The organism is Halococcus morrhuae DSM 1307, from assembly GCF_000336695.1.
Classification (GTDB): Archaea; Halobacteriota; Halobacteria; order Halobacteriales; family Halococcaceae; genus Halococcus; species Halococcus morrhuae.
The window spans coordinates 40,905-67,417 of sequence record NZ_AOMC01000161.1 but is presented as its reverse complement, the minus strand read 5'-3'; the positions used below and the strand labels follow the sequence as shown (position 1 = coordinate 67,417).

The following is a 26,513-nucleotide window of genomic DNA, read 5'->3' as shown; positions in this document are numbered from 1 at the left end:
ACGGGGATCGTAGCCAGATTTTCGTAGAGCAGCCATCGTAATGCCATGTGAAACCATCCAATCGTATGTTGAGACTCTTAGACTGCCATTTCATCTCGTTCAGTTTGCCTGGTCGGTTCGCTACCCGTCCGACACCGTCGCGTCCTCGGTCGTCGCCACCCCGTTGACGAGTTCATGGATGCCGATGACGAGCGCCGGCACGACGATCATGAAGATGTGTTCCGCGATGCGATCCGTGAACCTTGGCCGCAAAGTCCACGAGATGGCGTTGCACGAGCGGTTCGACGGCGTAGTGTTTGACGCCCAATCGAGACAGACGCGAGTACACCCCAGAATATAACGATCGATCGGGCAAAAGAATAAGCCCATCTAGAACGACTGGAGACCATGCCAGACGCGTACATCGTCGACGCGGTGCGGACCCCGTTCGGCAAGCACGGTGGCTCGTTTCGGGACACCCATCCACAGGATCTCGCGGCGATGCCGCTGGAACGGCTCGAAGAGCGTAACGGGTTCTCCGGACCCGACGACATCGAGGACGTGATCTACGGCTGTGTGGACCCGGTGGACGAACAGGCCAACAACATCGCACGGATCGCCCCGATGGTGGCTGGCTGGGGCGACGACGTGCCGGGTGTGCAGCTCGACCGGATGTGCGGGTCGGGCCAGCAGTCGATCAACTTCGCGGCGGGACAGATCCGTGCGGGCTTCCACGACGTTCTCGTCGCAGGCGGTGTCGAGCACATGACCCGGGTTCCGATGGGATCGGCCGGCAGCAGTCTCACCGACACCTACTTCGAGCAGTTCGACGAGCTCACCACACAGGGCGAAGGTGCCGAACGGATCGCTGAGGAGTGGGGGTTCTCCCGAAACGATCTCGACGGGATCGCCGTCGATTCGCAGAACCGCTGGGCCGACGCCGCGGCTGCCGGCCACTACGACGACCAGGTAGTGCCCGTCGAGGTGGAGCTCGATGGCGGGACGACCCACGTCGAGACGGACGAACACCCGCGTCCGGGGACGGACATCGAGACGCTCGGCAATCTCCCGCTGGCGTTTCGCGAGGAGGGCGAGGGAGTGATCCACGCCGGCAACTCCTCGGGGATCGTCGATGGTGCGGCGGCGACGTTGGTCGCAAGCGGCGAGGCGTGTGAGCGGTTCGGCTGGGAGCCGATGGCCAGAATCGTCGACAGCCACGTCGTCGGCGTCGATCCCGTGACGATGCTCACGGGACCGATCCCAGCCACGAACGAACTGCTCGACGCGAACGACATGGCGGTGTCCGACATCGACCGCTTCGAGGTCAACGAGGCGTTCGCGTCGGTCGTCGCGGCGTGGCTCGACGAGACGGGTGCCGATTGGGACCGAACGAACGTCTGGGGTGGCGCGATCGCCCACGGTCATCCGCTCGGTGCGACCGGTGCGGCACTCCTCGGAAAGCTGCCCTACCAACTCGACGCGTGTGGCGGCCGGTACGGACTGTGTACGATGTGTATCGGCTTTGGCCAAGGGATCGCCACGCTCATCGAGCGGATCTGAGGCGGTCGTTTCAGCCGAGATTGGAACAGCGGCGGCAGGCGATGGTACCCGTGAGATAGCGTCGAGCCGAGTGTTTACAGTCGGCCCGAAATCACGAATCCGTTCGGAGATTCAGAGGCCGTACTGGCTCGCGATGGTGTTGAGCTGAATCTCGTCGGTCCCCTCGACCACCCGGAAGATCCGTGCCTGGTGGAGCCGGTCCATGAACGGGTTCTCCTCCGCGAGCCCGCTACTGCCGTGAACCTGCACCACGTCGTCGGCGACTTCCCAGAACGTGTTGGTCGCGAACCACTTCAGGATCGACGACTCGGCGATGGCGGGGTCGCCCCCATCGAGCGTCCACGCACATCGCAACCCGGCGGCGTCGGCGGCGTAGACGTTGGCACGCCCGCGAGCGATCTTGTGCGAGATCGCCTGAAAATCGCCGATCGAGCGGTCGAACGCCTCGCGGTCGGTGGCGAACTCGGTGGCACGATCGAGCAGCCACTCGGCGCTGCCGATCGCTTGGGCACCGATCTCGAGCCGGCCGAGGCCGAGAAATCCCATTGCATCGTAAAAGGCCGCATCGACGTCGCCGAGCACGCGATCGGCAGGGACTCGAACGTCGTCGAGCCGGACCTCGGCCTGTCGGCCCACCGATCCGACGGCGTTGTTGAGCGATCCGAGTTCGAACTCATCGTCTTCGACGATGAAACAGGTGATCCCGCCGTGACGACCCGCTTCAGCCTGTGGGGTGGTCCGTGCGAACACCTGAACGAAATCGGCGTAGGGTGCGTTCGTGATCCACTGTTTCGTGCCGTCGAGAACCCACTCGTCACCGTCCTTCTCGGCGTTGGTGTCCATGTTCGGTGAATCGGAGCCCACCCCGGGCTCGGTCTGGGCGAACGCCGTCGTCTTCTCGGCGCGCATCGCCGGTTCGAGATAGTTTTCGATCTGGTCACCCTCGGCCGCCGCGAGCAGCGGCTTCGGGCCCGCCGGCCCCGCGAGGACTTCGTTCGACAGGGGGACGGCGGATGTGGCGAGGCGTTTGTTCGCCCGATACCACGTCACCGCCGACACGTCCTCGCCGCCGACGTCGCTCGGCATGTTCATCGCGTAGTAGCCCGCCTCGGCGCTCCGTTTGCGGACGCGCCCGATCGCACCGAGAACCTCGTCGGTCAATCGCCCATCGGGTTCGTGGCCGAGTCGTGGGTTCGTGAGCGTTTCCCCGAGTTCCGCGGCGATCGGTTCGACCTCCTGTTCCACGAACTCGTCGAGACTCCGAAGGATGAGCTGGGTTTCCTCGTCGATATCGAACGCGACACCGGAATCGTTCGCTGATCGTCCCATGAGTATCCATGCGGTTCGTCGACATCCTACATAAGACCTTGCTACCGACGCCTCACTGCTCGAAGCGCGATCTACACGGACGTCCGTCCGACGGTGTCGGCAACGAACTCGTGCGATCCGGAACGGTGAACGAACTACGTCCGCGAAAGCTTTGCTGCACGCGGTCCGGTTCTCGTTTCGACCATCTCGAACGTGACCTCCTCCCCGAGTTCGGGCAGGTGATCCCGTACAGCGTTCGGAAGGAACAGGACATCCTTCGCTGTCGCCTCGGTTTCGATGAACCCCGACTGACTGGCGGCATTCACGTGACTCACCGTTCCTTTTGTCAGTGATTCGTGATTCATTGGTTGTACATAGCCATGGTACCGACCCTCAAATAGATGTTGGTGTAATGAAGAATGATGGAGGAAATAGATGCTGAGTGACAGAACGAAAATGACGAGTTCGACCCGGCAAACATCGGAAGCAGTGGACCCGATACAGCCCGCTCTGAACGCGGAGCGTCGATCAGGGTCAGATATTCGGCATGGCCAACCGTACGAGCAACCATGGAGCAGACCGGATCAGTGAAAGTGCCGGACGGCAAGCTCGTCACCGTGACCGCGACCTACGAGGACACCATCGAATCGGTCACGATCACCGGGGATTTCTTCCTCGAACCGCCCGAGGCGCGAGAGCGGCTCGAACGGGTGATCGAGGGGCGACCGACGGACGTCCCGAAACAGGAGCTGGTTGACGCGATCGAGACGGTCGACGCAGAGCTGATCGGCTTTTCGGCCGCCCATCTCGCCGAGGCGGTCCGGGAGGCGATCGACCGATGACCGATCCCGGAGTCACATCCGACGAAAACTGGCGGATCATCGACGACGGTGTGCACGACGAACCGGTCCACCACGCGCTCGATGACGTGTTGATCGATCGTCTCGACGACGGCGAGATGGCACCGACGATCCGCTTCTGGTATCGGACGGGACCGGCGGTGCCGATCGGTCGATTCCAGGCCTATGCCGACGAAGTGGCGGACGAGTACGTCCGCGACCACGATATCGACGTCGTGCGACGGATCACCGGTGGCGGTGCGATGTACGCCGAACCCGGCGCGGTGATCACTTACTCGATCTATCTCCCGCGCGCGGCAGTCGCGGACGATATCGAGCGGAGTTACGAACGACTCAACCGATGGGCGATCGACGCACTCCGTGGTCTCGGACTGGCAGCCGTTCACGAACCGCTCAACGATATCGCCCACGAGGACGGCAAGATCGGCGGTGCAGCCCAGCTCCGGCGCTCGAACGCGGTGCTCCACCACGTCACGATGAGCTACGCGCTCGATATCGAGGCGATGCTCCGGACGCTTCGTATCGGTGAAGAGAAACTCTCGGACAAGGCAGTCACGTCCGCCGAGAAGCGCGTCACCCGCATCGCGGACTACGTTGCCGAGGATCATGAAGCCGTCATCGACCGCCTCAAAGACGAGTTCCGCACCACCTACGGTGGCGAAGCGGGATCGTTGACCGATGACGAGCTGATGGCGGCGGAGCGACGTGCCGAGACGACGTTCCGGACGGACGAGTGGAACAAGCGTCTGTAGGCCTCGTAGCGCGGAATCGGAGCACCGCCGTGGCTTTCTGGATCGGATAGCAAAATCCGAGGCGTTCGACCATATATCGGGAACACCACTCTCACCATCTGTCGATAGAGATTCCACAGTTCACTGTGCTTTTGATCGCCGTTTCTCGGACTGTAGTGGGTAGGTTTCGGTTTTCTATATAATCAAATCATTTTCACAATTTATCTGGACAACGCTATCATATGATGGACAAAAATGATATATGGAAGCGCTCGGTTCTGACAGTAGTGATAGATAATGGCACGCGATGGACAAAGTGATTTCGGCGAGCTCTACGGTATCGATGAGAAGCCGCCAATGGGAGAGTCCGTGCTGTTGGGCATCCAGCACGTGCTCGCGATGTTGCTGCCGAACATCGCACCACCGCTGATCATCGCCGGAGGTATCGGGCTTGCAACGGGCCAGACCACGTTTCTGGTCCAGATGGCGCTGCTGTTCGCGGGACTGGCGACGATCGTTCAGACGTCCCCGATCGGGCCAGTCGGGGCACGGCTCCCGATCGTGATGGGGACCAGCTTCACGTTCGTCGGCGGACTCATCGCCATCGGAACGCAGTACGGACTCGCGACGGCGTTCGGTGCGGCGATCGTGGGAGCGTTCGTCGAGATCGCCATCGGCTGGAAGTTCGAGTGGTTCCGCTCGTATTTCACGCCCCTGGTCAACGGACTGATCGTCGTGATCACCGGGCTCTATCTCATCCCGACCGGGATGGACTATCTCGCCGGCGGTGCCGACGCCGCGAACTACGGGGCGTTGATCAACCTCGGCGTCGGGAGCCTCGTTTTCGTCGTCGCGATCCTGTTGAACCAGCTCTTCTCCGGTGTCTTGCGCATCCTGAGCCTCGCGATCGCTATCGTGGGTGGCTACGTCGTGGCTCTCGCCGTCGGTATGGTTGATCTCTCGCCGATCGGGGAGGCGGCGTGGGTCGCGGTTCCCGTCCCGCTGCGGTTCGGCGTCGCGTTCGAGCCGGTACCGATCCTCATCATGGGGTTGATCTACATCACCACCACGATGGAAACCGTTGGCCACATCTCGGCGCTGACTACCGTCGAGAACCGGAATCCGAACGTGGACGAACTCAAAGGTGGGTTGCTCGCCGACGGCGTGATGAGCACGATCGCCGGCGTCTTCGGCGCGTTCCCGAACACGTCGTTCGCGCAGAACATCGGCGTCATCACGTTCACCGGCGTCATGAGTCGGTTCGTCGTCACGATCGCGGGCGTGATACTCGTGTTGCTCGGACTGGTCCCCAAAGTCGGCGCGCTCATCTCCACGATCCCGTATCCCGTCCTCGGCGGTGCGACGCTCGTGATGTTCGGGATGATCCTGTCGAGCGGGTTCTCGATCCTCAACGACGACGTGCCGATCAACCGCCGGAACATGGTGATCATCGCGGCCGCGATCAGCCTCGGCCTCGGTGTCACCGTCCGTCCCGACGTACTGAGTCAGCTCCCGCAGCAGGCCCAAACGTTCCTCGGCAACGCGGTCGTGATGACGGCGGTAGTGGCGCTCGTTCTCGACAATCTCGTCCCCAAGAGAGACGACACCGGCAGCGTCGATCGAGACATCGGACGATCCGATCCCGCGGAGACCGACGACTGATCGTCGAGGGGCACGTGACCGTTGACGATACTGTCGAACCGTGGGTGGTGCACATCCCCAACAAACGAACGTTTCAACTGGCCAGCTTCGCGAGGAGTCGGGGATGGACGATGACAACGCGGTTCCATCGCGCGTTACCGAGCCGTTTCGCTTCGCGTACGACGCACCGACGCTCCGGTGTGGCCGCCACAGCGCCGGCGAGCTGGGCGAGGAGCTCGCCGCCCGGGGTCTCGAACGCGCGCTCGTCGTCAGCGGGCAAACCGTCGGCTCGACGCCGGCGGTCATCGATCCCGTTCGATCGGGGCTGGACGAGCGCCTCGCGGGCGTTTTCGCCGAAACGACGGCCGAAAAGCGGCTGGCGACGGCCGCGGCTGGGGCCGAGCGAGTGCGCGAGCTTGACGCCGACTGTATCGTCGCACTCGGCGGGGGGAGCAGCCTCGACGCTGCCAAACAGGTGAGTGTTCTCGCCGCACGCGCGGCCGCGGCGGACGACGATCCAGCGACCGCCTACGACGCCGCAGGGACGGAACTCGCCGAGACGGGGACGCTCACCGTGCCCGAAACGGTCGTTCCGATCGTCGCGGTGCCGACGACGCTCGCGGGCGCGGACGTCTCGCAGGGCGGCGGCGTCACGGCGACGCCCGAGGGTGGACTCGTCGGCGAATCGGTGTCCGGCGGCCTCTCGGACGCCGCTCTGCTGCCGGCGGCCGTCGTCGCCGATAGCGCGCTGTTCGCCACGACGCCCGACGACGTGCTCGCTGCCTCGGCGATGAACGGGTTCGACAAGGGCATCGAGACGCTGTACGCCAGCACGGCGACGCCGGTGACCGATGCCACCGCCATCCGGGGGCTCTCGCTCTATCAGGACGGGCTGCTCGCGTTCGGCGACGGGATACGCGAGCCCTGGGTCTTCGACGCGCTCGCTCGTGGCAGCCTGCTCGTCCAGTACGGCATCTCGCGGCCGGACGCGGGCACGCTCTCGCTGATCCATTCGCTCAGCCACGGCCTGACACGAGGCCAACCCATCCAGCAGGGGACGGCCCACGGCATCGTCGCGCCCCACGCCCTCAACTATCTCTTCGAGCACGTCGACGGCCGACGGGATCTGCTGGCTGATGCGCTCGGCATGGCCGATGCCGACGACACGGCCGACGCGATCACGACTGCCGTCGCGGACGTCCGGGACGCGCTCGGGCTTCCGACTCGACTCCGTGACGTCGATGGTCCCGAACCGGACGAGTTCCCGGCGGTCGCCGAGGCCGTTCTCGCCGACGGCTTCATGGCGAACGTGCCCGCCGATCTGAACCCGACGAGCGAGGGGATCAAGGCGGTGCTGGCGGCGGCGTGGTAGAGAGGGTTCGTATATCGTGACCGCCGCCGTGGTCTCGTTCTCAATCGGCCCGATCGGTTCGCTGCCCGTCCGACACCGTCGCCTCTTCGGTCGTCGCTACCCCGTTGACGAGTTCATGGATGCCGACGACGAGCGCCGGCACGACGATCATGAAGATGTGCTCCTCGATCGGGATGCCCAGCAGATCGACGCCGGTGCGGAGTTGTATCTCGAAGACACCCACACGGAGGGTGTACCAGTCCCAGACGTACGCGATCGGGTAGAGCGCTAGCACCGTTCGTGCGGCCCGTTTGAGCGACCCGGTGTAGGCCAGCAGCGCGAGCGCGGCCGATCCGAAGACCACCTCGGTCACGAGATAGGTGTACGGGCCGAACACGCCGATGTCCGGGAGCATCATTCCATGCACTACGTGCGCGGGGGACAAGAACTGTCGGGCTGCCGAGGTCGGTGGCGTGGTCGGCGACGACACGAAATCGTGTGAATGAGCAAAGTGTTGATTAGCCCCGCCGTTGAACTGGTGAGGGTGAGAGCATGAACATCGCCGACATCGCAACCACCGACCACGCCGAAGTGAGCGCCGACCAGCGCCTCGGGAAGGTTCGAGCGCTCTTCGAGGAGGAGAACCCGCGTGGGCTCATCGTCACCAACGATGGCGAGTACGCCGGCGTGATCACCCAGCGCTCGCTGATGCAGTCACACGTCGAGGACTCGACGAAGGCGAACGCGCTGATGAGCTCGGCCCCACAGGTCAAACGGACGAGCGACGTGCGGGACGTCGCCCGGATGCTCGTTGAGGGCAACACGAAGGTCGCACCGGTCGTCGAGGGCGACGGCCTCTGGGGGATCGTCACCGCCGACGCCATCCTGGAGGCCGTTCTCGACAACCTCGACGCGCTCGTCGTCTCGCAGATCCACACCGACGACGTCATCACCATCGCCGAGGACGCCAGCGTCGGCCAGGCGATCAACCTCCTGCGCGAACACGGCGTCTCCCGGCTCCCCGTCGAGAACGAGGCGGGCTACCTCACGGGCGTGGCGACGACCCACGATCTCGTCGATTTCGTCGTGCGCAACATGGATCAGCCGACCGAGGGCGAGCGCTCGGGCGACTCCGATCGCATGCTCGATATCCCCGTCTACGACCTGATGAGCGCGCCCGTCGAGACGATCTCGGGCGACGAATCCGTGCGCGAGGCGGTGTCGCGGATGCTCGACAACGACTACAACGGGCTGGTCGTCACACCGCCCGAGGACGATCGCACCATCGACGGCGTGCTCACCAAAACCGACGTCCTCCGGGCGCTGACGTTCACCGAGGAGGACCACATGGACGTCCAGATCACCAACATCGACCTGCTCGATACGATCACTCGCGAGGGGCTCCGCGAGTCGGTGACGAAGGTCGCCGACAAGTTCCAAGAAATGCAGGTCCACCACGCCCACGTGCGATTCCACAAACACAAGGAGAAACTCCGTGGCACGCCGCTGATCCAGTGTCAGATCCGCCTGCGCACGAACCAGGGCCAGGTCGCCGGCACCGGCGAGGGCTACGGAGCCGAGAGCGCCTTCCGGGTCGCACTCGACAAACTCGAACGCAACGTCCTCGAACGAAAGGGGATCAGGGCCGACGAGCAGCGCCGCGGGCAGATCCTCAGAAAGCTCAACGAGATCTGATCGGGGGCTCGCGGACGGTGCGACATTTTTCCATCGAACCGGGCAAGCAATGGTTCGGCCGTATCGCGTCGTGTTTCGGTGTGGACGCGCCTCGGATCAGGCCGCGCCGCCGACGTACAGCACGACGACGAGGAACAGCCACACGACGTCGACGAAGTGCCAGTACATCGAGACGGTGCTCACGGAGGTGTGGCGCTCGGCGGTGTACTGGCCAGCGAGTCCGCGCACGAAGACGATCCCGAGGAGGATCGCACCCAGCGTGACGTGGAGACCGTGCAGCCCGGTGAGGCTGAAGAAGGCGCTGGCGAAGATGCCGTCGGTGAGGGTGAACCCTTCCTCGATGATGAAGGTGTAGTACTCGAAGACCTGACCACCGATGAAGACGATCCCAAGGAGAAGGGTGACGCCGAGCAGCCCGAGGAACCCCTTGCGATTGTCCTTGCGCAGCGAGATCTCGGCGAAGTGGACGGTGAAACTGCTGGCGACCAGCAGCCCCGTGTTGATCAGTACCAACGAGCTGAGGAGATGGGGCAGTTCACCGGGCGGCCACGTGCCCACGCGGATGAAGAAGAAGTAGATGAAACCGGCACCGAAGGTGGCGATCTCGGTACCCAGAAACAGCAGCATGCCGAACCGAAGCGATCCCGAATCGCGGCTGTCCGAGCCGCGCGACCAGTAGTCGGCGACGTAGGCGTGATAGAGCCAGCCGAACAGTCCGAGAAGGAAGAGGCCGGCGCTGGCGATGAAGACGATCGGGCCGGCCGATGGCGGGACGAGTTCGATATCGCCGTGTCCCAGGAAGAACAGCGCCGCGCCGAGATAGAGCCCGGCAGCGCCCGCAGCGCTGATGAACGGCCACCAGCTCGCCTCGCCGAACCCGCGCGGCCAGTCCTCGGTCGCCGGAAGGTTGTGTCCCTCCCCCTCACTCGTGTCGTCGGCGGTTCCCATACGCGCCGGTTGCACACCGATGATTAAAAACCCTCTTACACCGCTCGGCAGCCAGCCGCCGGCTGCTCGCCACGGATGGTGGTCGTTTCGATGGGTTTGTTACGCTCGCAGCCCATGGATCGGTATGGACGACCAGCCAGGGTTGAGCGACCAGTATCGGATGTCGAGTCCGTGGCCGCTCATCGTCGTGCTCGGCCTCCTGTTTTCGGAGCTCGGTCTGTTGTTCAACGTGTTTCCGGTCGCCGTCGGTGGGCTCTTGCTGTTCGTCGGAGCCATCGCCGGCATCGTGCTCGAATCGGGCTACGCCGACCGGCCGTGGAACCTGCTCGCAGGACTCGGCGTCGCGCTCTGTGTGCTCGGCGCGCTCGTCACGGTGACCCAACTCGACAGCGTCACGCTCGATGCGATCACCACCGTCGTCGGCCAACCCAACGGGATCGTCGGCCGTGGCGTCGAGCTGCTGATCGCGGGTATCGTCTCGGTCGTCATCGGGGCGGGCGGGCGCGTCGCCGAGAGCGAGTCCATCTGACGGTCCGGAATCGAACGAGACACCGGGGAACCGACAACCTATTTATCCGGCCGGGTGAAGGGGCCAATCATGTCAGAGCGCACGTTCGACCGCGAGACGCTCCTCGACCTCACGGTCAACATCGTTCCGCTCGGGATCCTCACGTTCTTCATCCTCGTCTTCCTGTTCGCCAGCCCATGGGAGCTCGACCCGTTCGTGACCGCCATCAGCATCGGGCTGTTGGTCGTCCCGTTCGCCGTCCTCGTTCTGGTCACGTTCGTCTCCGGGCGGGCGGTCGCACAGGACGAACAGAGCGCTGCAACCGCCGGCGAACTCTCGGCGAGCGACGCAACTCTCGATAGCGGCGTCGAAGAGGAGCCGGTGAGCGACGATCATCCCGAAAGCGATGCCGAAAACGACGAGAGCAACGATACCGAGCGCGACGACGCTGGCGGCGACGAGGACGACGAGAACTGACGCCATCGTCGGCGAGGGACGCCGCTTACGTCCTGCGATCGGCGTGTGGGCAACCGGAATCTAAGGATTCTTTACCCCGTAGGTCACAGGGTCGGACATGGTAGAAGCGCAGTTGGTGTTGACAGCGTTGATGGGGCTGTTCCTGGCGGGCGTGGCCGTCTGGCTCAGCCGCATCGAGGACTGGCGTTCGTACACGCCGCTTGCCGGCGGCGGTGGTGCCGTCGGCGAGGAGAGCGGCTACGCGCACAACGAAAAGCCGAGTGGTCTCATCCGATGGCTGACGACCGTCGATCACAAGGACATCGGGATTCTCTACGGGGTCTACTCCATCATCGCGTTCGCCGTCGGTGGCATCATGGTCATTCTGATGCGGACCGAGCTTCTCACGCCCGACGAGGCCATCATCGGCTCGCAGTTCTACAACTCACTGCTGACCAGCCACGGCATCACGATGCTGTTCCTGTTCGGCACGCCGATGATCGCGGCCTTCGGGAACTACTTCATTCCGCTGCTCGTCAATGCCGAGGACATGGCGTTCCCACGCATCAACGCCATCGCGTTCTGGATGCTGCCGCCGGGGGCGCTGCTGGTCTGGGCCGGCTTCCTCGTCGTTCCGTTTACCGATATTCAGCCCGCACAGACCGCCTGGACGCTGTACACGCCGCTATCGGCCGGTGTCGGCACCGGTACGCAGGCCGGCGTCTCCGGGCTCGGCATCGACTTCATGCTGTTGGGACTGCATTTCACCGGTCTGTCGGCGACGATGGGCGCGATCAACTTCATCGCGACCATCTTCACCGACCGCGGCAGCGACGTCAACTGGGCGAATCTCGACATCTTCAGCTGGACGATGCTCACCCAGTCGGGACTGATCCTCTTCGCGTTCCCGCTGCTGGGCAGCGCGCTCATCATGCTGCTGCTCGACCGTAACTTCGGGACGACGTTCTTCCTCGCGGAGGGTGGTGGGCCGATCCTCTGGCAACATCTGTTCTGGTTCTTCGGCCATCCGGAGGTCTATATCCTCGCGCTCCCGCCGATGGGGCTGGTCAGTTTCATCCTCCCGAAGTTCTCCGGACGCAAGCTGTTCGGCTTCAAGTTCGTCGTCTACTCGACGCTGGCCATCGGCGTGCTCTCCTTTGGCGTCTGGGCACACCACATGTTCGCGACCGGCATCGACCCGCGCATCCGCGCGAGCTTCGAGGCCGTCTCGCTCGCGATCGCCATCCCGAGCGCCGTCAAGGTGTTCAACTGGACGACGACGCTCTGGGGCGGGAATCTCAGGCTCACCGCGCCGATGCTGTTCTGTGTCGGTGCGGTCTCGAACTTCATCTTCGGCGGCGTCACCGGCGTGTTCACGGCAGCGATCCCGATCGACCTCGTGTTGCACGACACCTACTACATCGTCGGCCACTTCCACTACATCCTCATGGGACTGCTCGCCTTCACGGTGTTCGCCGGGATCTACTACTGGTTCCCCATCATCACCGGCAAGATGTACCAGAAACGCCTCGCGAAGTGGCACTTCTGGCTGACGATGATCGGGACGAACATCACGTTCTTCGCCATGCTCCTGCTCGGCTATCTCGGCATGCCCCGCCGGTACGCGACCTACACCTTCGGCGTCGGTCCCCAGCAGATAATCGAGGTCCTCCATCAGGTGACGACGCTCGGGGCGTTCATCCTGCTGGTCGGCCAGATCATCTGGGTCTGGAACATGATCCAGTCGTGGTACGAAGCGCCGACGCTCCAGGACAACGACCCCTGGGACCTCAAGGAGACCGGCCAGTTCACCAACGAGTGGGGCTGGAACGAACGCCGCCTCGAGACGGCCATCGCCGACGGCGGCGAGGAAGAGGAGGCAACGATGACCGACGGCGGCGACCCCGTCGACGGGTCGGCCGACGCCGAGTAGGCGTTCGACACGCCGACCGAACGTTCGACTGTTGTCGCGATTTTCGCTGTCACAGAACGGTTGGACGGGTTCGACTGTCGATCGAGAGATCCGCTATCGCCGCTGCCGTCTGCTGGCACTACCGACGACGTCTGAGATACCGTTTTTCGAGATGGTACTGGGGCGTGGAAAAGAGGTCTACGACAGTTCGGAGCGGCTCAACTGGTGGCGACGAGAACGACGGCCATGACCGCCATCAACAGTGCGATGCCCGAGAGGACCGCCAGCAGGATCTCCTTTTCGCTCATGGCACACATAGCGGACACGCGGACAAAAGGCTAATCTTCCGGCGAGCGGTAGTAGTCGTGTGTCCGAGACCCCAACGCGCGGACGGCAAGCGGATTACAGCGGCCGCAGCGTCGTGTTCGGCATCTATTGCGTCGCTATCGGCGTCGCCGGAGTGATGGGCTTTCTCCTCGGAATGATCGGGCCGGACGCGCTCCGCTCGGTGAAGCTGTTTTTCCTCATCGAGATGCCACCGACGCCGCTCGGGCTTGCGGTCTACGGAATGGTGACGCTCGCGACCATCCTCGGCGTGCTCTTGCTCGCGGTCCGGTTCGTCTCCCGCCGCTACGGCGACCGGGACCGGTAAGACGGCGCGGCCCGTTCACGAATCATGTACACTGTTGTCGTGGGTTCCGGTACGGACCACGAACGCACGCTGCGGAAAGCTCGCGCGATCGTCGATCTGCCCGCGGCCACGGACTCACTCGCGGTCGTGCTAGTGCGGGCGGGCAATGACTCCGCCGACCCGTCGGAGATCACTGCGTTTTTCGACGAACACGATATCGACACCACCGTCGAAACCGTGAGCAGCGATCCACCGACCGCGCTTGTCGAAGTAGCGGCCGAGCGCGAGGCCGATCTCATCTGCGTCGGTGGTCGGACGCGCTCGCCGGCCGGGAAGGCACAGCTGCGTAGCGGTGCACAGTCGGTGATCGTCAACGCCGATCGTCCGGTGCTGGTCGCGGGCGAGCCGGATCACTGATCCAATCGCGCGTCACGGACGCCGAACGCGAACACGAGCGACAGTACGGCCGCCTTGCCTTCGCCCGGAAGGAGGTCAGCGTCGACGAGAGTCAGGAGGTCGATCGTGAGGCCGAATCCCGCGATATCGAGCGGTGCCGGATTCCCGCTCTCTATCGGGTGGCGTGGGGTCGTTCTAGTCGGCCTGAAGCTGATCGCGGATCGTCTCGGGAACGCTCGGGTCGGCGAGCGTGCTCGTGTTGCCGAGTTCCTCGTCGTTGGAGATGTCCTCCAGGAGTCGGCGCATGATCTTCCCCGAGCGGGTCTTCGGCAGTTCGTCGACGAACAGCACGTTCGACGGCCGGGCGAACTTGCCGATACCCTCCTCGACGGATTCGACGATGCGCTCGCGCAGCTCCTCGGTTTCCTCGACGCCCTCCCTGACGGTGACGTAGACGTCCGGCACCTCACCTTTCTCGGCGTCGTCGCGCGCGGCGACGGCCGCCTCGGCGACGTCCTCGACCTCCGCGATCGCGCTTTCGAGCTCCATCGTTCCGAGACGGTGGCCGGCGACGTTCATCACGTCGTCGAGCCGGCCGAGGATCCGGTAGTAGCCATCCGTTCCCTGGACGGCCGCGTCGCCCGCCTCGTAGATCCAGTCCGCGGAGTCGTCGGAGTCGGTGTCCGAGAAGCGCTCCCAGTATTCGTCGATGAACCGTTCGTCGTCGCCGTGCACGGTTTGAAGCATACCGGGCCATGGCCGCGTGATGGCGAGGTTACCCGCCTCGCCGGACTCGGGGGCGATCTCCTCGCCCGCGTCGTCGAGGATGGCCGGCTCGATTCCGGGGGCCGGATGGCCGGCGCTGCCGGGTTTCATGTCCTGGATCGCCGGCAGGTTCGTGATCATGTGTCCGCCGTTTTCGGTCTGCCACCAGGTATCGACGATGACGGCGCTCTCGTCGCCGACGTGTTTGTAGTACCAGAGCCAGGCCTCGGGCTGGATCGGCTCGCCGACGGTCGTCATGTGCCGGAAGTCGAAGTCGTACCCCTCCAGCTCCTCCTCGCCCCACTTCATGAACTGGCGGACTGCCGTCGGCGAGGTGTGGAAGATGTCGACGTCGTACTTCTCGGCGATCTCCCACGTCCGTCCCCTGTGCGGGTAGTCCGGGGTCCCCTCGTACATCACCGAGGTGGTGCCGAGCGAGAGCGGCCCATAGACGATGTAGCTGTGGCCGGTGATCCAGCCGATATCCGCTGAACACCAGTAGGTGTCGCTCGGCTTGATGTCCTCGTCGTACTTGGCGGTGCCCGTCGCGTAGGCGAGATAGCCACCCGTCCGGTGCTGGCAGCCCTTCGGTTGGCCCGTCGTTCCCGAGGTGTACATGAGGAACAGCGGGTCCTCGGCGTCGCGGCTGACCGGTGCGACGCGCTCGCCCCGGTGGTCGGCGAGGAGTTCCGAAACCAGCGTGTAGTCGTCGCTGACCTCGACTTGTGGCTCGTTGTGGCGCGTCCACGCGAGCACGTCGGGATCACTGTCGACCTCGTCCATCGCCTCGTCGGCCTTCTCGATGTGTTCGAGGAAGTCACCACGGCGATAGTAGCCGTCGATGGTGACGACGTGATCGGAGTCGGCGTCGTCGACCCGTTCGGCGAGCGCGCTCGCCGAGAAACCGGCGAAGACGACGCTGTGGGGCGCACCGATGCGCGCGCACGCGAGCATCGTGATCGGCAGCGCCGGCACCATCGGGAGATGGATCGTGACGATGTCGTCCTCCCCGACGCCGGCCGAGCGCAGCGCGGCGGCCATCTCGTTGACCTCGCGATAGAGATCCTGGTAGCTGACGTTGCGCTGCTCGCCGTCCTCGCCCTCCCAGAGCAGCGCGGTCTGGTTCTTGCGCTCGTCGAGATGGCGGTCGATGCAGTTGTGGCTGGCGTTCAGTTTCCCGCCGACGAACCACTCGTAAAAGGGCGGGTTCGAGTCGTCGAGCACCTCGTCCCAGTGTTCGTCCCAGTCGAGCATTGCGGCGTACTCCTCGAACCCCTCGGGGAACTCGTCGAACCGGTCGTAGACCCCGGGGTCGGTCATGTTGGCCTGTCCGACGAACTCGGTCGGCGGCTCGAAATACTCCTGTTCGGCCAGTCGTGATTCGATCGTCAACTCGTCATCGGTTGTCATGAATTGTCGTACCCAAATGTGGCCGACGGCGCGGTGGCACATAATTGTTATCCCGGCGATTCCGGACGACGTCTGCGGATCGAATGCCAGCGAGACGATCGGGCGACGGAATCAGGCCACGCCGACGGTCTCGCGGTAGGAGCCGTGGCGGCGCTCGAACAGCTCCATGATCTCGCCCATCGTCGTTCCCACCTTGACCGCTTCGACGATGGCCGGCATGGTGTTGTCGCCGCTCTCGACCGCTTCGCCGAGCGTTTCGAGTGCATCCTCGACGGCCGCGTCGTCGCGTTCGTCTTTCACCTCGGCGAGGCGATCGCGCTGGCGCTCCTGCACCTCGTCGTCGACGTGGAGCATCTCTGGTTTGGTGTCCTCGTCGGACTCGTAGGCGTTGACCCCGACGACCGTCTCCTCGCCCGTCTCGACGCGTTCCTGATACTCGAAGGAGGCGTCCTGGATCTCGCGGTGGAAGTAGCCCTGTTCGATACCCGCGAGCACGCCGTCGCGCACCGAGCCGTCGCCCATCTCGCGGATCTCCTCGATGTAGGCCATCGCCTTTTCTTCCGTTTCGTCGGTGAGGCTCTCGACCGCGAAACTCCCGCCGAGAGGGTCGACGATGTCCGCTGCACCCGACTCCTCGGCGATGATCTGCTGGGTTCTGAGTGCCACTCGCACCGCCTTCTCGGAGGGAAGCGCGAGCGCCTCGTCGTAGCTGTTGGTGTGGAGGCTCTGCGTTCCGCCCAACACCCCCGCGAGCGCCTGGACCGTCACGCGCGCGACGTTGTTCAGGGGTTGCTGGGCGGTGAGGCTCTGGCCGGCGGTCTGGGTGTGGAACTTGAGCTGTTTCGATTTCGGATCCTCGGCGTCGTACCACTCGTCCATTACGTTCGCATAGATGCGCCGCGCGGCCCGGAACTTCGCCACCTCCTCGAACAGCGAGTTGTGCGAGTTGAAGAAAAAGGAGAGCTGTGGCGCGAATTCGTCGATATCGAGCCCGCGATCGAGCGCGTCCTCGACGTAGGCGAACCCGTCGGCGAGCGTGAAGGCGAGCTCCTGGATCGCGGTCGAGCCCGCCTCGCGAATGTGGTAGCCCGAGATCGAGACGGGTTTGATCTTCGGGGTCTCCGCGACGGCGAACTCGATCGTGTCGGTGACGAGATCGAGCGACGGATCGGGCGGGATGACCCACTCCTTCTGTGCGATGAACTCCTTCAGCATGTCGTTCTGCATCGTTCCTCGGAGCTTCTCGCGGGGGACCCCGCGCTCGTCGGCGAGGGCGACGTACATCGCGAAAACCACGGGCGCGCTCGGGTTGATCGTGAACGACGTCGAGACCTCTTCGAGATCGATGCCGTCGAAGAGGATCTCCATGTCTCTGAGCGTGTCGACCGCGACGCCCTCCTTCCCCACTTCGCCGTCGGCCATCGCGTCGTCCGAGTCGATCCCCATCAGCGTCGGCATGTCGAACGCCGTCGATAATCCCGTTTGACCCTCGTCGACGAGGTAGTGGAAGCGCTCGTTGGTCTCCTCGGCGGTGCCGAAGCCGGCGAACTGACGCATCGTCCACGTCCGCCCGCGGTACATCGTCGGGTAGACCCCGCGCGTGTACGGCTCCTCGCCGGGGAACCCCAGATCCTCGTCGTAGTCGATGTCGGCGACGTCGTCGGGCGTGTAGAGTCGGTCGACGTCGAGGTTCGAAACCGTAGCGAAGTTCTCTTTGCGTTCACCGTGGTGCTCCAGAACGGGGTCGAGAGTCTCCTCGGCCCACCGTTCCTTCCCCTCGCGTATCGCTTCGAGGTCCTCCTCGTCGTACATGCTCGCAGTTTTTGCGTGGGTCGTCAATGAAGGTTCCGGGGCAGTGAGATGTGCCCTCACTCGGGGTTCTGGAGACGTTCGACGCTCTCGATGAGCGGATGGTGGGCGTAGTCGACGACCGCGATGTCGTCGATCGTCGAGAGCCCCTCGTTGCGGGCGGTCTGGGCCATCCCGAGCTCGACGCGTTCGTCGACCACGATGACGTAGGCGTCCATCTCGTCGATGCCCGACTGGGCGGCAGCCTTCACCCGATGGTGGCCGTCGGCGAGCAGCAGTTTCGCACCCCCGTTGTCGATGACGACGAGCGGTTCGGTCAGCCCGTGTTCGAGTTCGTAGCGCCGTCCTTCGAGCTCGTCGCCGTACACCTTCGACTGGGTGGGCGTCAGGTCTGCGAGCGCGACGCGCCGGCGCTCCTCGGCCGTCTCGACGCCGTGGATGTTCTCGAGCGTGCGCGAGAGCTTGCCCACCTTCTCGGGCGTGGCGCGCTCGATCTGGCTGCGGACGACGTCGGTGTTGGCGATGATCCCCGTGAGATTGCCGGCGTCGTCGACGACCGGGAGTTTCTGGATGCCCGAGCGCAGGATGACGCGCGCGGCGTCCGAGAGCGCCATGTCGGGGTGTGCGACGACGAGATCGTCGCTCATGACGGTGAAGACGAGCGCGCTGTCGTCGGCGAGCAGGAGGTCGCGGGCGCTGACGAAGCCGATGCAGTTGCGTCCCTCGCAGACCGGCAGACCGCTGTGTTCCTCGGTTTCGGCGATGCGGCTGGCGACCGCCGCGACCGTGTCGTCGGGCGAGACGGTCGCGACATCGCGGGTCATGTAGTCGGCGACCCGTGGCTTGTCGCTGCCTTCGGTCATTGCTAGGCCGTCGCCGCGGGCGGACAAAAGCGTCTCGTTCAGTCGCGTGGCGACCCCTCGTCGTCAGCATCGCCACCCTCGTCGGCGAACGGGCCGACCGAGCGCGCGTCGGGGCGCGAGTCGATGGCCGTGAAGAAGCGCTCGACGATGAGATCGTGGACGATCTCCGAGAGCGCCGCCTCCTCGTTCTCGCCGAGCAGCCCGAGCGGGATCTGTGCGCCGGCCATGTCGGCGTGACCGCCGCCGCTGCCGATCCGATCGAAGGCGTCGCGCAGGGTTTCGCCGATATCGAGTGTCGCCCCGCGGGTCCGCCCCGAGCAGTAGACCGTCCCGTCGATGATGCCGTACACCAGTGTGGTCCGCACGCCCTCGATGTCGAGCAGCTGATCGGCCGACTGGGCGAGCGCGTCGCGTTCGTGGAGCTCCTCGATATGGCTCACGAGCACCGAGCCGCGGACCTCGCGGTTGGTGATCGCCCGCGCCATCGTTTCGAGCGTCTCGGCGCTCATGCTCGGCGTCGCGATCCGTTCGAGCACCGACTCGTCGGTGAAGGGGAGCAAGTAGGCTGCAGCGTCGAAATCCACCGTCGAAGCCTCGCGTCGGAAGTCGTCCGTGTCGACGCGGATCCCGTAGAGCAGCGCGGTCGCGACGGTCTCGTCGATCTCGATGCCGAGCTGGCGGAGATATTCGACGAGCAGCGTGCTCGTCGCGCCCACGTCGCTCCGGAGATCGACGAACCGTGCCTCGACCGGCGCACGCGGTGGATGGTGGTCGATCAGCACGTCCACGGGGGTGTCCTCGGGCAGTTGATCGTTGACGCCCGGCCGGGAGTGATCGACGAGCGCGATCCCGTCGTATTCGTCGATGTCGCCCGGTTCGAGCTCGCGGAGCTCGACGTCCAGGACGTTGATCAGCGCACGGTTTTCCTGATGGGTGATCTCACCGAAATAGCAGATCTCCGCCTCGCGGCCGACCGTCCGCGCGACCTTACAGAGCGCGAGCGCGCTCGCGATCGCGTCGGGGTCGGGGTTGTCGTGGGTGACGACCGCGAGCGGCCCGTCGATCGAGCGGAGCACGCGCCGGAGCCGTCGGGGACGCATGCTCGCCTCGCCGATGCGTTCGACGAGATCGCCGGCGACGGTCGCCTCCCTGTCGACGAGTCGGTCGGCGATCGACTCGATCTGCAGCCGTGTTTCGACAGCGGGTTCCTCGCCCGCATACGCGAGGACGAAGGCGTCGGGATGGTGTTCACGGGCGAGTTCGGCGGCCGCACGGTTGGTGGCCGGGTCGTCGTCGGCCACGACGACGATGTCGATCGAGCGTTCGACCGCCGCGAGGGTTTCGGGGTCGGTCGGGTCGGCCAGGCGGGCCGTGACGCGGTCGCTGCGGAGGGTTTCGATGCGATGTTCGTCCGCACAGCAGACCAGCACCGTCCCCGGCCGGTCGGCGAGCTCGCTCACGAGCGTCCGACCGACGGAGCCGCAACCGAGCACGAGCCGCGAGACCATGCCCACCGCTGGGTGCCACGACGATTAAAACCCCCGCAAGCGGGATGATACACTGTCGGACGGGACGCCGGCATATGACACCCATTCACCGCCGCATCGTGTTTCAAAGCCTTTGTAACGATCGACCGCGGAATTATGGGTATGACGGCAACCGTCGTCGTCCTCGGCGCTGGGTATGCCGGGGCCGGCGCGATACTGAGCCTCGAAGACGCCCTCGACGAGGAGACCGATCTCGTGTGGGTCTCCGACAACGATTACCATCTCGTTCTTCACGAGAGCCATCGCTGTATCCGTGATCCGAGCGTCCAACAGAACGTGACGATCCCCGTCGATTCGATCAAATCGCCCAGCACGCGCTTCATCCAGGGCGAAGTCACGGGTCTCGACTGCGACGACCAGGAGGTCTCCCTCGACGACGGATCGACGGTGTCCTACGACTACGCGCTCGTCACGCTCGGCTCCCAGACCGCCTACTACGGCATCGAGGGGCTCGAAGAGCACTCGCTGACGCTCAAGGGCCTCGACGACGCCTTCGAGATCCACGATCAGGTCAAGGAGGCCGCTCGCGAGGCGACAGAGGACGATCCCGCACAGGTCGCCATCGGCGGGGCCGGGCTCTCCGGCATCCAGACCGCCGGCGAGGTCGCCGAGTTCCGCGACATGCATCACGCACCGATCGAGATCACGCTCGTTGAGGCGCTCGACGAGATCTTCCCGGGTAACGATCCCGAGCTCCAGGGGGCGCTCAGAAAGCGCCTGCTCGATCTCGACATCGAGATCGCGACCGGCGATCCGATCACTCAGGCCGAAGCGGGCGAGATCCACTTCGAATCCGGCGAGTCGCTCGCCCACGACGTGTTCGTCTGGACCGGTGGGATCACCGGTCAGGACGCGATGGGCGATGCGAGCCTCGACGACGAACACAACCGCGTCAACGCCGACGCAACCTTCGAGACGAGCGACGATCGCGTGTTCGCGCTCGGCGACTCGGCGATCGTCGATCAGCCCGACGGACCGTGTCCGCCGACCGCACAGGCCGCCTGGCAGGCCGCCGAGGTCGCCGGCGAGAACGTCGCCCGCGCGCTCCACGGCCAGCCGCTGGCCGAGTGGACCCACGAGAGCAAGGGGACGGTCGTCTCGGTCGGCGACAAGGCCGTCGCCCACGACGTCGTCGGCGTTCCGATGAACACCTTCGGCGGGCCGGCGGCGGAGATCCTGAAGAAGGGGATCGCCACGCGCTGGATCCGCGACGTCGGCGGCACGCTGCGTGCGGCGCGCGCGTGGCCGAACATGTAGCTATCGGCGACTAACCGACTGTTTTTCACTGCGCGCCACCCAGCCTGCGGTATGCGCGTCGCGCTGGTTTCCGTCGGTGACGAACTGCTGGCCGGCGATACGGTCAACACCAACGCCTCGTGGCTCGGCACGCGCCTCACCGAGCGAGGGGCCGACGTCGAGCGCGCGGTCGTCGTTCCCGACGATATCGACGAGATCGCTGCCACCATCGCCAGCCTCCACGACCGCTACGACGCCGTCCTCGTCACCGGTGGGCTCGGCCCGACCCACGACGACATGACGATGGACGCCGTCGCGCGGGCGTTCGACCGCGAACTCACAGAGAGCGACGAGGCCGTCGAGTGGCTCGAAGCGCACGGTGGCTACGAGCGTGACGACCTCGCGACCGGCACGACCGATCTCCCGAGCGGTGCGCGCGTGCTGCACAACGAGGAGGGCGTCGCGCCGGGCTGTGTCGTCGACGGGGTGTACGTGTTCCCGGGCGTTCCCGACGAGATGAAGGCGATGTTCGAGTCGGTCGCCGAGGAGTTCACGGGCACCGTCGAGGCCGTCGAGTTCGTCTACGCCGACGAGCCCGAGAGCGCGCTGCTCGACAGGATCGAGGGAGTGCGCGAGCGCTTCGACGTGAGCGTGGGGAGCTATCCCGGCGAACACGTTCGTCTCAAGGTCCAGAGCGCGAGTCAGGAAGAGGCCACGGCGGCGGCCGACTGGCTCGCCGAGCACGTCACGCTCGTCGAGGATCAGCGGTAGAGATACGCCCACCACGCGGCGACGACGGCCAGACTCGCGATCGTGACGAGTGCGCCGGCCCCGTTGATGATACCCGTCTGCACGCCTTCCTGAAGGAGCACCGCGTTCATGGCTGTGTTTCCGGCCCGCCCCCTATAGGTCGTTCGAGTCGGACGGCTTTTGCCGGTGACCCCACTGAAGACGGTATGCGACGTGTCGGCTTCGTGGTGAACCCGATCGCCGGAATGGGCGGTCGAGTCGGACTGAAGGGCACCGACGGCAAGGTCGAGGAAGCACGTGAGCGTGGGGCGGAACAGCGGGCTCCGGAACGCGCCCGCGAGGCGCTCGACGGACTGCTGGCCGCCGGTCCGGACGTCGAGCTCCTCGTCGCCGGCGGCGAGATGGGTGAGATGATCGCCACCGACGCCGGGTTCGAGCCGGACGTCCGTACCCAGTCGTCGGGAGAGACGAGCGCCGCGGACACGCGCGCTGCCGTCGCGGCGTTCGCCGACGCGGGCGTCGATCTCGTTCTCTTCGTCGGCGGCGACGGCACTGCGGTCGACGTCACCGAGACGCTTGCCGAGCACGACGACGAAATCCCGATGCTCGGCGTGCCCGCTGGCGTCAAGATCTATTCGTCAGTATTTGCGGTCTCGCCGCGCGCGGCCGGACGGATCGCGGCGACCTTCGAGCGCACCGAAACCCGCGAGGTCAACGACATCGACGAGGAGGCCTACCGCGCGGGCGAGGTGACGAGCGAGCTGAAGGGGCTCGCCGAGGTTCCTGTCGCCGAGGAGCTCCAATCGAGCAAACAGCTCTCGGGCGGGAGCGTCGAGACGCTCGCGGCAGGCGTCGCCGCCGACGTCGATACGGGCACGACCTACGTGCTCGGACCGGGGAGCACGCTCGGCGCGATCAAGCACGAACTCGGCTTCGACGGCAGCCCGCTCGGCGTCGACGTCTGGCGAGCCGACGGAGAGGGTGGCGAACTGCTCGTCCGCGACGGCAGCGCCGACGAGATCGAGGGGAATCTCGGCGAGCGGAACGTCGTGATGGTCTCGCCGATCGGCGGCCAGGGGTTCGTCTTTGGGCGGGGCAACCAGCAGCTCTCGCCGGCCGTGCTCCGGGCGTCCGAGATCGAGATCGTCGCCTCGCGGGCCAAGCTCGACGATATCGGCGTGTTGCGTGTCGATACCGGTGACAGGGAGCTCGACGAGGAGCTGCGGGGCTGGCGAAAGGTCAGAATCGGGCGTGTCGAGCAGCGATTGCTGGAGATCGTGTAAGGGCGTATCGCTAGTAGTCCTGGCGGGCTGTTTAGTGGGGTATGGTGAAGATTAAGGTGATTGAGGACACCATGACCGCATGGTCGAAACGCGAAAAGTCCAGCGGCTCGGTCCGTCGACGCTGGCGATGACGCTGCCCGCCGAGTGGGCGCGCTCACACGACGTCGAGAAGGGTGACGAGGTGTCGCTGCGCGCCGGGGGGAAGGGGACGCTCACTGTGATGCCCGAATCCTCACAGACCGAGGAGTCGCGGGCGACGATCCACGCCGAGAACATGGACGCGGACGTGCTCGAACGCGCCATCGTCGCTCAGTACGTCCTCGGCCGTCGGGTCATCCACGTCGAGGTCGAGGAGGGAACGCTCGATTCAGCACATATCAACGCCGTCTACAACGCCGAGACGCAGCTGATGGGTCTCGGCGTCATCGAGGAGACGCCCGAACGGATCGCGATCCGGTGTTCGGTCGATCCGGAGGACTTCACGCTCGACAACCTTCTCGAACGGCTCGAATCCACCGGATCGACGATGCGCGACGAGGCGATGAAGGCGCTCGCGCTCGGCAATCCCGATTTCGCCGAGCGGGCGCTCAACCGCGAGCGGCAGGCGAACAAGATCTTCGTCCTCCTTCTGCGGCTGATCTTTACCGCCTACCAGAACCCGACGCTCGCGCGGGCGGTGGGGCTGGACGACGGCTTCCCGCTCATCGGCTACCGCTCGATCGCGAAAAACCTGGAGCTGACCGCCGACAACGCCGAGGACATCGCCACGATCGCGATGGAGTCGCCGGGCCACACGCTCGATATCGACGACGCGACGATGCGGCGCATCAGGGAGTTCACCGACGACGTCGACGAGATCTCCGAGCTCGCGGTGCGAGCCGCCGTCGAACGCGACTTCGAACGCACCGTCGAAGTGCGCGAACGGTTCGCCGAACTCAACGATCGCGAGAGCGATATCCTGGACGACCTGCCACAGATGGGCAACGAGGCATTACTGCGCGTGCGCGAGGTGCTCGTCAGCCTCGCCAAGACCGCCGAGTACGCCGTCCGCAACGCCGAGATCGTCACCAACCTCGCGCTCGACGAGGAGTCGATCCACACGACGATCGAGTAGTCCCGTCACCGGTTTAGGCTCCCGCGCTCTATCACGGCCGATGGACGATAGCGTTCTCGACGCCATCGGATCGCCGCTGGTGGCCGTCGCCGCGCCGGCCGGCGCGACCGTCGCCGCGAAGATCGAATCGAAGAATCCGGGCGGGTCGGCGAAGGACCGCCCCGCGAAGGCGATGGTCGCGGCCGCCGAGGAGGAGGGGTTACTGGAACCCGGCGACCGCATGGTCGAGCCGACGAGCGGCAACACGGGCATCGGGCTCGCGGTCGTCGCGGCGGCGAAAGGCTACGATCTCACGGTCGTGATGCCGGCCTCGAAATCCGAGGAGCGACGCAACCTCATGCGCGCCTACGGCGCGGACGTCGATCTCGTCGACGGGGAGATGGAGGAAGCGAGGGAACGCGCCGACGAACTCGAAGCCGAGGGAATGGTCCAGCTCCGCCAGTTCGAGAACCCCGCCAACGCGCGCGCCCACTACGAGACGACCGCTGAGGAGATCCTCGACCAGATCGAGGGGCGCACCGTGGACGCGCTCGTCGCCGGGGTCGGCACCGGCGGGACGATCACTGGCATCGGCAGCCGACTACGAGAGGAGTTTCCCGAGATGGAGGTCGTCGCGGTCGAACCCGACACCAACGCCGTGCTCTCGACCGGTGAAGCCGGCGTCGACGAGTTCGAGGGGATGGGGCCGGGGTTCGTGAGCGACGTTCTCGACACCGACCTGCTGGATTCGATCGAGACGGTCGCCCTCGACGCCGCCGAAGACGAATGCCGACGACTCGCCCGCGAGGAGGGGGTTCTGGTGGGCCAGTCGAGCGGCGCGTCGAACCTCGCCGCCCGCCGGGTCGCCGAGCGCCTCGCCGACGACGGCAGCGCGACCGACGGCACGGATACCACCGACGATCCGCTCGTCATCACCGTCTTCTGGGACAGCGGCGAGCGCTACATGTCGACCGGTATGTTCGACTGAGCTGCAACGACAGGAGCACCGCAGCCGCCGGACAGTCATCCGAACGGGCCCAAACTTACGACACGTTCGCTCGTAGAATACGTCATGCGGTACCGTCGTCCACGTGCTCTGGGTATCGCGGCCATCGTGCTCGCCGGGATCGCCAGCGCCGTCGTCTACCCGGATCTGCCCGCCCGGCTGGCGACCAACTGGAGTCTCGACGGGGGCGTCAACGGCACGATGACCCGTCCGCTGGGTGCGTTCTTCCTGCCGACGCTCGCCGCTGGCGTCTATCTCTTCATGCTCGTCTCGCCACGGTTCGACCCGCGAAAGCGAAACATCGAGGCGTTCCGCGGCATCTACGAGTGGTTCGCCGCCGGGATGATGTGGTTTCTGGGCTACGTTCACGCGCTCGTGCTGGTCTGGAACCTCGGCGTTCGACCGCCGATCGGGGCCGCGCTCGCGCCGGCGATCGGAGCCGTTCTCTACGGGGCCGGGCTGCTCGTCGAGCGCGCCGAGCCGAACTGGATCGCCGGGATCCGGACGCCGTGGACGCTCGACGACGACGTGGTGTGGGAGCGAACGAACCGCCGGGCGGCGCTCGCGCTGAAATTCGCCGGGATCGCCGCGCTCGGCGGCCTCCTCGTCCCCGACGCCGCCATCGCGTTCGTCGTCGTCCCGGCGCTGCTCGCCGTCGCGTACATCACCGTCTACTCCTACGTCGTGTACCGACGCCGCGGAACGACGTGATCGTTCGCGCTCCAGCGTGGGATCGTCCGATTCGCCGCTTCCCAAACGGCTTTTCGGTCGTCGG

Annotated in this window: 25 protein-coding genes; 17 read left to right on the top strand and 8 right to left on the bottom strand. The window is 65.2% G+C overall.

Going from position 1 to position 26,513, the window contains the following annotated elements; all coding sequences use genetic code 11:
* Nucleotides 1-387: 387 nt before the first annotated feature.
* Nucleotides 388-1,539 carry a thiolase family protein gene (locus tag C448_RS14795; RefSeq protein WP_004055928.1) on the top strand — a complete coding sequence of 384 codons (1,152 nt, stop codon included), beginning with the start codon at nt 388-390 and terminating at the stop codon, nt 1,537-1,539.
* A 111-nt stretch (nt 1,540-1,650) separates the two neighbouring features.
* On the opposite strand, the gene C448_RS14790 is transcribed toward C448_RS14795, so the two are convergent.
* Together C448_RS14790 and C448_RS14785 are read right to left on the bottom strand one after the other, a co-directional pair.
* Nucleotides 1,651-2,868 (bottom strand): acyl-CoA dehydrogenase family protein, encoded by a 1,218-nt coding sequence (locus C448_RS14790; RefSeq protein ID WP_004055927.1) that lies wholly within the window; start codon nt 2,866-2,868, stop codon nt 1,651-1,653.
* Between the two features lie 134 nt (nt 2,869-3,002).
* Entirely contained in the window at nt 3,003-3,182 is a 180-nt protein-coding gene (locus C448_RS14785; RefSeq protein ID WP_239640595.1) for a cold-shock protein, read from the bottom strand.
* 234 nt (nt 3,183-3,416) lie between these two features.
* Here C448_RS14785 and C448_RS14780 point away from each other — a divergent pair, with 234 nt between their 5' ends.
* The 4 genes from C448_RS14780 to C448_RS14765 all read left to right on the top strand — a co-directional run bounded on the left by C448_RS14780 (nt 3,417) and on the right by C448_RS14765 (nt 7,451).
* A complete protein-coding gene (locus C448_RS14780; protein ID WP_004055925.1) occupies nt 3,417-3,689 on the top strand; it encodes a hypothetical protein in 273 nt (90 codons plus the stop codon).
* Nucleotides 3,686-4,459, top strand: coding sequence for a lipoate--protein ligase family protein (locus C448_RS14775; RefSeq protein ID WP_004055924.1), 774 nt, complete (start codon nt 3,686-3,688; stop codon nt 4,457-4,459). Before C448_RS14780 ends, C448_RS14775 begins: the two co-directional genes overlap by 4 nt.
* A gap of 336 nt (nt 4,460-4,795) precedes the next feature.
* Nucleotides 4,796-6,100 carry a uracil-xanthine permease family protein gene (locus C448_RS14770; RefSeq protein WP_239640594.1) on the top strand — a complete coding sequence of 435 codons (1,305 nt, stop codon included), beginning with the start codon at nt 4,796-4,798 and terminating at the stop codon, nt 6,098-6,100.
* A gap of 103 nt (nt 6,101-6,203) precedes the next feature.
* A complete protein-coding gene (locus tag C448_RS14765) occupies nt 6,204-7,451 on the top strand; it encodes an iron-containing alcohol dehydrogenase family protein (RefSeq protein ID WP_004055922.1) in 1,248 nt (415 codons plus the stop codon).
* Nucleotides 7,452-7,491: 40 nt separating this feature from the next.
* Here C448_RS14765 and C448_RS14760 read toward each other — a convergent pair whose 3' ends face one another.
* Nucleotides 7,492-7,845: a lycopene cyclase domain-containing protein gene (locus C448_RS14760; RefSeq protein WP_193363145.1), complete on the bottom strand. Its 354-nt coding sequence runs from the start codon at nt 7,843-7,845 to the stop codon at nt 7,492-7,494.
* Between the two features lie 137 nt (nt 7,846-7,982).
* Between C448_RS14760 and C448_RS14755 the strand changes: the two genes are divergently transcribed.
* A complete protein-coding gene (locus C448_RS14755) occupies nt 7,983-9,125 on the top strand; it encodes a CBS domain-containing protein (protein ID WP_004055920.1) in 1,143 nt (380 codons plus the stop codon).
* Between the two features lie 96 nt (nt 9,126-9,221).
* Here C448_RS14755 and C448_RS14750 read toward each other — a convergent pair whose 3' ends face one another.
* Nucleotides 9,222-10,073, bottom strand: a complete 852-nt coding sequence (locus C448_RS14750) for a cytochrome c oxidase subunit 3 (RefSeq protein ID WP_004055919.1) — start codon at nt 10,071-10,073, stop codon at nt 9,222-9,224.
* A 124-nt stretch (nt 10,074-10,197) separates the two neighbouring features.
* Between C448_RS14750 and C448_RS14745 the strand changes: the two genes are divergently transcribed.
* From C448_RS14745 to C448_RS14725, 5 genes are all read left to right on the top strand, one after another.
* On the top strand, nt 10,198-10,602 hold the full coding sequence (locus C448_RS14745; protein ID WP_004055918.1) for a DUF7541 family protein: 405 nt from the start codon (nt 10,198-10,200) through the stop codon (nt 10,600-10,602).
* Between the two features lie 69 nt (nt 10,603-10,671).
* A complete protein-coding gene (locus C448_RS14740) occupies nt 10,672-11,058 on the top strand; it encodes a DUF6684 family protein (protein ID WP_004055917.1) in 387 nt (128 codons plus the stop codon).
* A 130-nt stretch (nt 11,059-11,188) separates the two neighbouring features.
* The gene (locus tag C448_RS14735) at nt 11,189-12,970 is read left to right on the top strand and encodes a cbb3-type cytochrome c oxidase subunit I (protein WP_004055916.1); all 1,782 of its coding nucleotides are present in this window, start codon (nt 11,189-11,191) and stop codon (nt 12,968-12,970) included.
* Nucleotides 12,971-13,316: 346 nt separating this feature from the next.
* Nucleotides 13,317-13,601, top strand: a complete 285-nt coding sequence (locus C448_RS14730; RefSeq protein WP_049916382.1) for a DUF7520 family protein — start codon at nt 13,317-13,319, stop codon at nt 13,599-13,601.
* Nucleotides 13,602-13,625: 24 nt separating this feature from the next.
* Nucleotides 13,626-13,997, top strand: a complete 372-nt coding sequence (locus C448_RS14725) for a universal stress protein (RefSeq protein ID WP_004055914.1) — start codon at nt 13,626-13,628, stop codon at nt 13,995-13,997.
* Between the two features lie 174 nt (nt 13,998-14,171).
* Here the strand turns inward: C448_RS14725 and acs are convergent, their stop codons facing one another.
* From acs to C448_RS14705, 4 genes are all read right to left on the bottom strand, one after another.
* Nucleotides 14,172-16,151, bottom strand: a complete 1,980-nt coding sequence (acs, locus tag C448_RS14720; RefSeq protein WP_004055913.1) for an acetate--CoA ligase — start codon at nt 16,149-16,151, stop codon at nt 14,172-14,174.
* 111 nt (nt 16,152-16,262) lie between these two features.
* Complete coding sequence (locus C448_RS14715) at nt 16,263-17,963, bottom strand: methylmalonyl-CoA mutase family protein (RefSeq protein WP_004055912.1); 1,701 nt, start codon at nt 17,961-17,963, stop codon at nt 16,263-16,265.
* A 56-nt stretch (nt 17,964-18,019) separates the two neighbouring features.
* The gene (locus C448_RS14710; RefSeq protein ID WP_004055911.1) at nt 18,020-18,823 is read right to left on the bottom strand and encodes a CBS pair associated ParBc domain-containing protein; all 804 of its coding nucleotides are present in this window, start codon (nt 18,821-18,823) and stop codon (nt 18,020-18,022) included.
* Nucleotides 18,824-18,861: 38 nt separating this feature from the next.
* A complete protein-coding gene (locus C448_RS14705) occupies nt 18,862-20,331 on the bottom strand; it encodes a DHH family phosphoesterase (protein WP_004055910.1) in 1,470 nt (489 codons plus the stop codon).
* Between the two features lie 141 nt (nt 20,332-20,472).
* Between C448_RS14705 and C448_RS14700 the strand changes: the two genes are divergently transcribed.
* From C448_RS14700 to C448_RS14675, 6 genes are all read left to right on the top strand, one after another.
* A complete protein-coding gene (locus C448_RS14700; RefSeq protein ID WP_004055909.1) occupies nt 20,473-21,627 on the top strand; it encodes an NAD(P)/FAD-dependent oxidoreductase in 1,155 nt (384 codons plus the stop codon).
* Nucleotides 21,628-21,678: 51 nt separating this feature from the next.
* Nucleotides 21,679-22,377, top strand: coding sequence for a competence/damage-inducible protein A (locus tag C448_RS14695; protein ID WP_004055908.1), 699 nt, complete (start codon nt 21,679-21,681; stop codon nt 22,375-22,377).
* A 185-nt stretch (nt 22,378-22,562) separates the two neighbouring features.
* Nucleotides 22,563-23,639: an ATP-NAD kinase family protein gene (locus C448_RS14690; protein ID WP_004055907.1), complete on the top strand. Its 1,077-nt coding sequence runs from the start codon at nt 22,563-22,565 to the stop codon at nt 23,637-23,639.
* Nucleotides 23,640-23,718: 79 nt separating this feature from the next.
* Nucleotides 23,719-24,753 (top strand): phosphate signaling complex PhoU family protein, encoded by a 1,035-nt coding sequence (locus C448_RS14685; RefSeq protein WP_004055906.1) that lies wholly within the window; start codon nt 23,719-23,721, stop codon nt 24,751-24,753.
* Between the two features lie 40 nt (nt 24,754-24,793).
* Complete coding sequence (locus tag C448_RS14680) at nt 24,794-25,720, top strand: PLP-dependent cysteine synthase family protein (protein ID WP_004055905.1); 927 nt, start codon at nt 24,794-24,796, stop codon at nt 25,718-25,720.
* An 84-nt stretch (nt 25,721-25,804) separates the two neighbouring features.
* Nucleotides 25,805-26,449, top strand: coding sequence for an SdpI family protein (locus C448_RS14675; RefSeq protein ID WP_004055904.1), 645 nt, complete (start codon nt 25,805-25,807; stop codon nt 26,447-26,449).
* The last annotated feature ends 64 nt before the right edge of the window (nt 26,450-26,513 follow it).

Coding starts and splice junctions, on each gene's coding strand:
- C448_RS14715 (WP_004055912.1), bottom strand. CDS start 17,963: ATGTACGACGAGGAGGACCTCGAAGCGATACGCGAGGGGAAGGAACGG.
- C448_RS14780 (WP_004055925.1), top strand. CDS start 3,417: ATGGAGCAGACCGGATCAGTGAAAGTGCCGGACGGCAAGCTCGTCACC.
- C448_RS14680 (WP_004055905.1), top strand. CDS start 24,794: ATGGACGATAGCGTTCTCGACGCCATCGGATCGCCGCTGGTGGCCGTC.
- C448_RS14695 (WP_004055908.1), top strand. CDS start 21,679: ATGCGCGTCGCGCTGGTTTCCGTCGGTGACGAACTGCTGGCCGGCGAT.
- C448_RS14735 (WP_004055916.1), top strand. CDS start 11,189: ATGGGGCTGTTCCTGGCGGGCGTGGCCGTCTGGCTCAGCCGCATCGAG.
- C448_RS14755 (WP_004055920.1), top strand. CDS start 7,983: ATGAACATCGCCGACATCGCAACCACCGACCACGCCGAAGTGAGCGCC.
- C448_RS14750 (WP_004055919.1), bottom strand. CDS start 10,073: ATGGGAACCGCCGACGACACGAGTGAGGGGGAGGGACACAACCTTCCG.
- C448_RS14775 (WP_004055924.1), top strand. CDS start 3,686: ATGACCGATCCCGGAGTCACATCCGACGAAAACTGGCGGATCATCGAC.
- C448_RS14740 (WP_004055917.1), top strand. CDS start 10,672: ATGTCAGAGCGCACGTTCGACCGCGAGACGCTCCTCGACCTCACGGTC.
- C448_RS14675 (WP_004055904.1), top strand. CDS start 25,805: ATGCGGTACCGTCGTCCACGTGCTCTGGGTATCGCGGCCATCGTGCTC.
- C448_RS14790 (WP_004055927.1), bottom strand. CDS start 2,868: ATGGGACGATCAGCGAACGATTCCGGTGTCGCGTTCGATATCGACGAG.
- C448_RS14765 (WP_004055922.1), top strand. CDS start 6,204: ATGGACGATGACAACGCGGTTCCATCGCGCGTTACCGAGCCGTTTCGC.
- C448_RS14795 (WP_004055928.1), top strand. CDS start 388: ATGCCAGACGCGTACATCGTCGACGCGGTGCGGACCCCGTTCGGCAAG.
- C448_RS14685 (WP_004055906.1), top strand. CDS start 23,719: ATGGTCGAAACGCGAAAAGTCCAGCGGCTCGGTCCGTCGACGCTGGCG.
- C448_RS14725 (WP_004055914.1), top strand. CDS start 13,626: ATGTACACTGTTGTCGTGGGTTCCGGTACGGACCACGAACGCACGCTG.
- C448_RS14770 (WP_239640594.1), top strand. CDS start 4,796: ATGGGAGAGTCCGTGCTGTTGGGCATCCAGCACGTGCTCGCGATGTTG.
- C448_RS14705 (WP_004055910.1), bottom strand. CDS start 20,331: ATGGTCTCGCGGCTCGTGCTCGGTTGCGGCTCCGTCGGTCGGACGCTC.
- C448_RS14710 (WP_004055911.1), bottom strand. CDS start 18,823: ATGACCGAAGGCAGCGACAAGCCACGGGTCGCCGACTACATGACCCGC.
- acs (WP_004055913.1), bottom strand. CDS start 16,151: ATGACAACCGATGACGAGTTGACGATCGAATCACGACTGGCCGAACAG.
- C448_RS14745 (WP_004055918.1), top strand. CDS start 10,198: ATGGACGACCAGCCAGGGTTGAGCGACCAGTATCGGATGTCGAGTCCG.
- C448_RS14760 (WP_193363145.1), bottom strand. CDS start 7,845: ATGCTCCCGGACATCGGCGTGTTCGGCCCGTACACCTATCTCGTGACC.
- C448_RS14700 (WP_004055909.1), top strand. CDS start 20,473: ATGACGGCAACCGTCGTCGTCCTCGGCGCTGGGTATGCCGGGGCCGGC.
- C448_RS14690 (WP_004055907.1), top strand. CDS start 22,563: ATGCGACGTGTCGGCTTCGTGGTGAACCCGATCGCCGGAATGGGCGGT.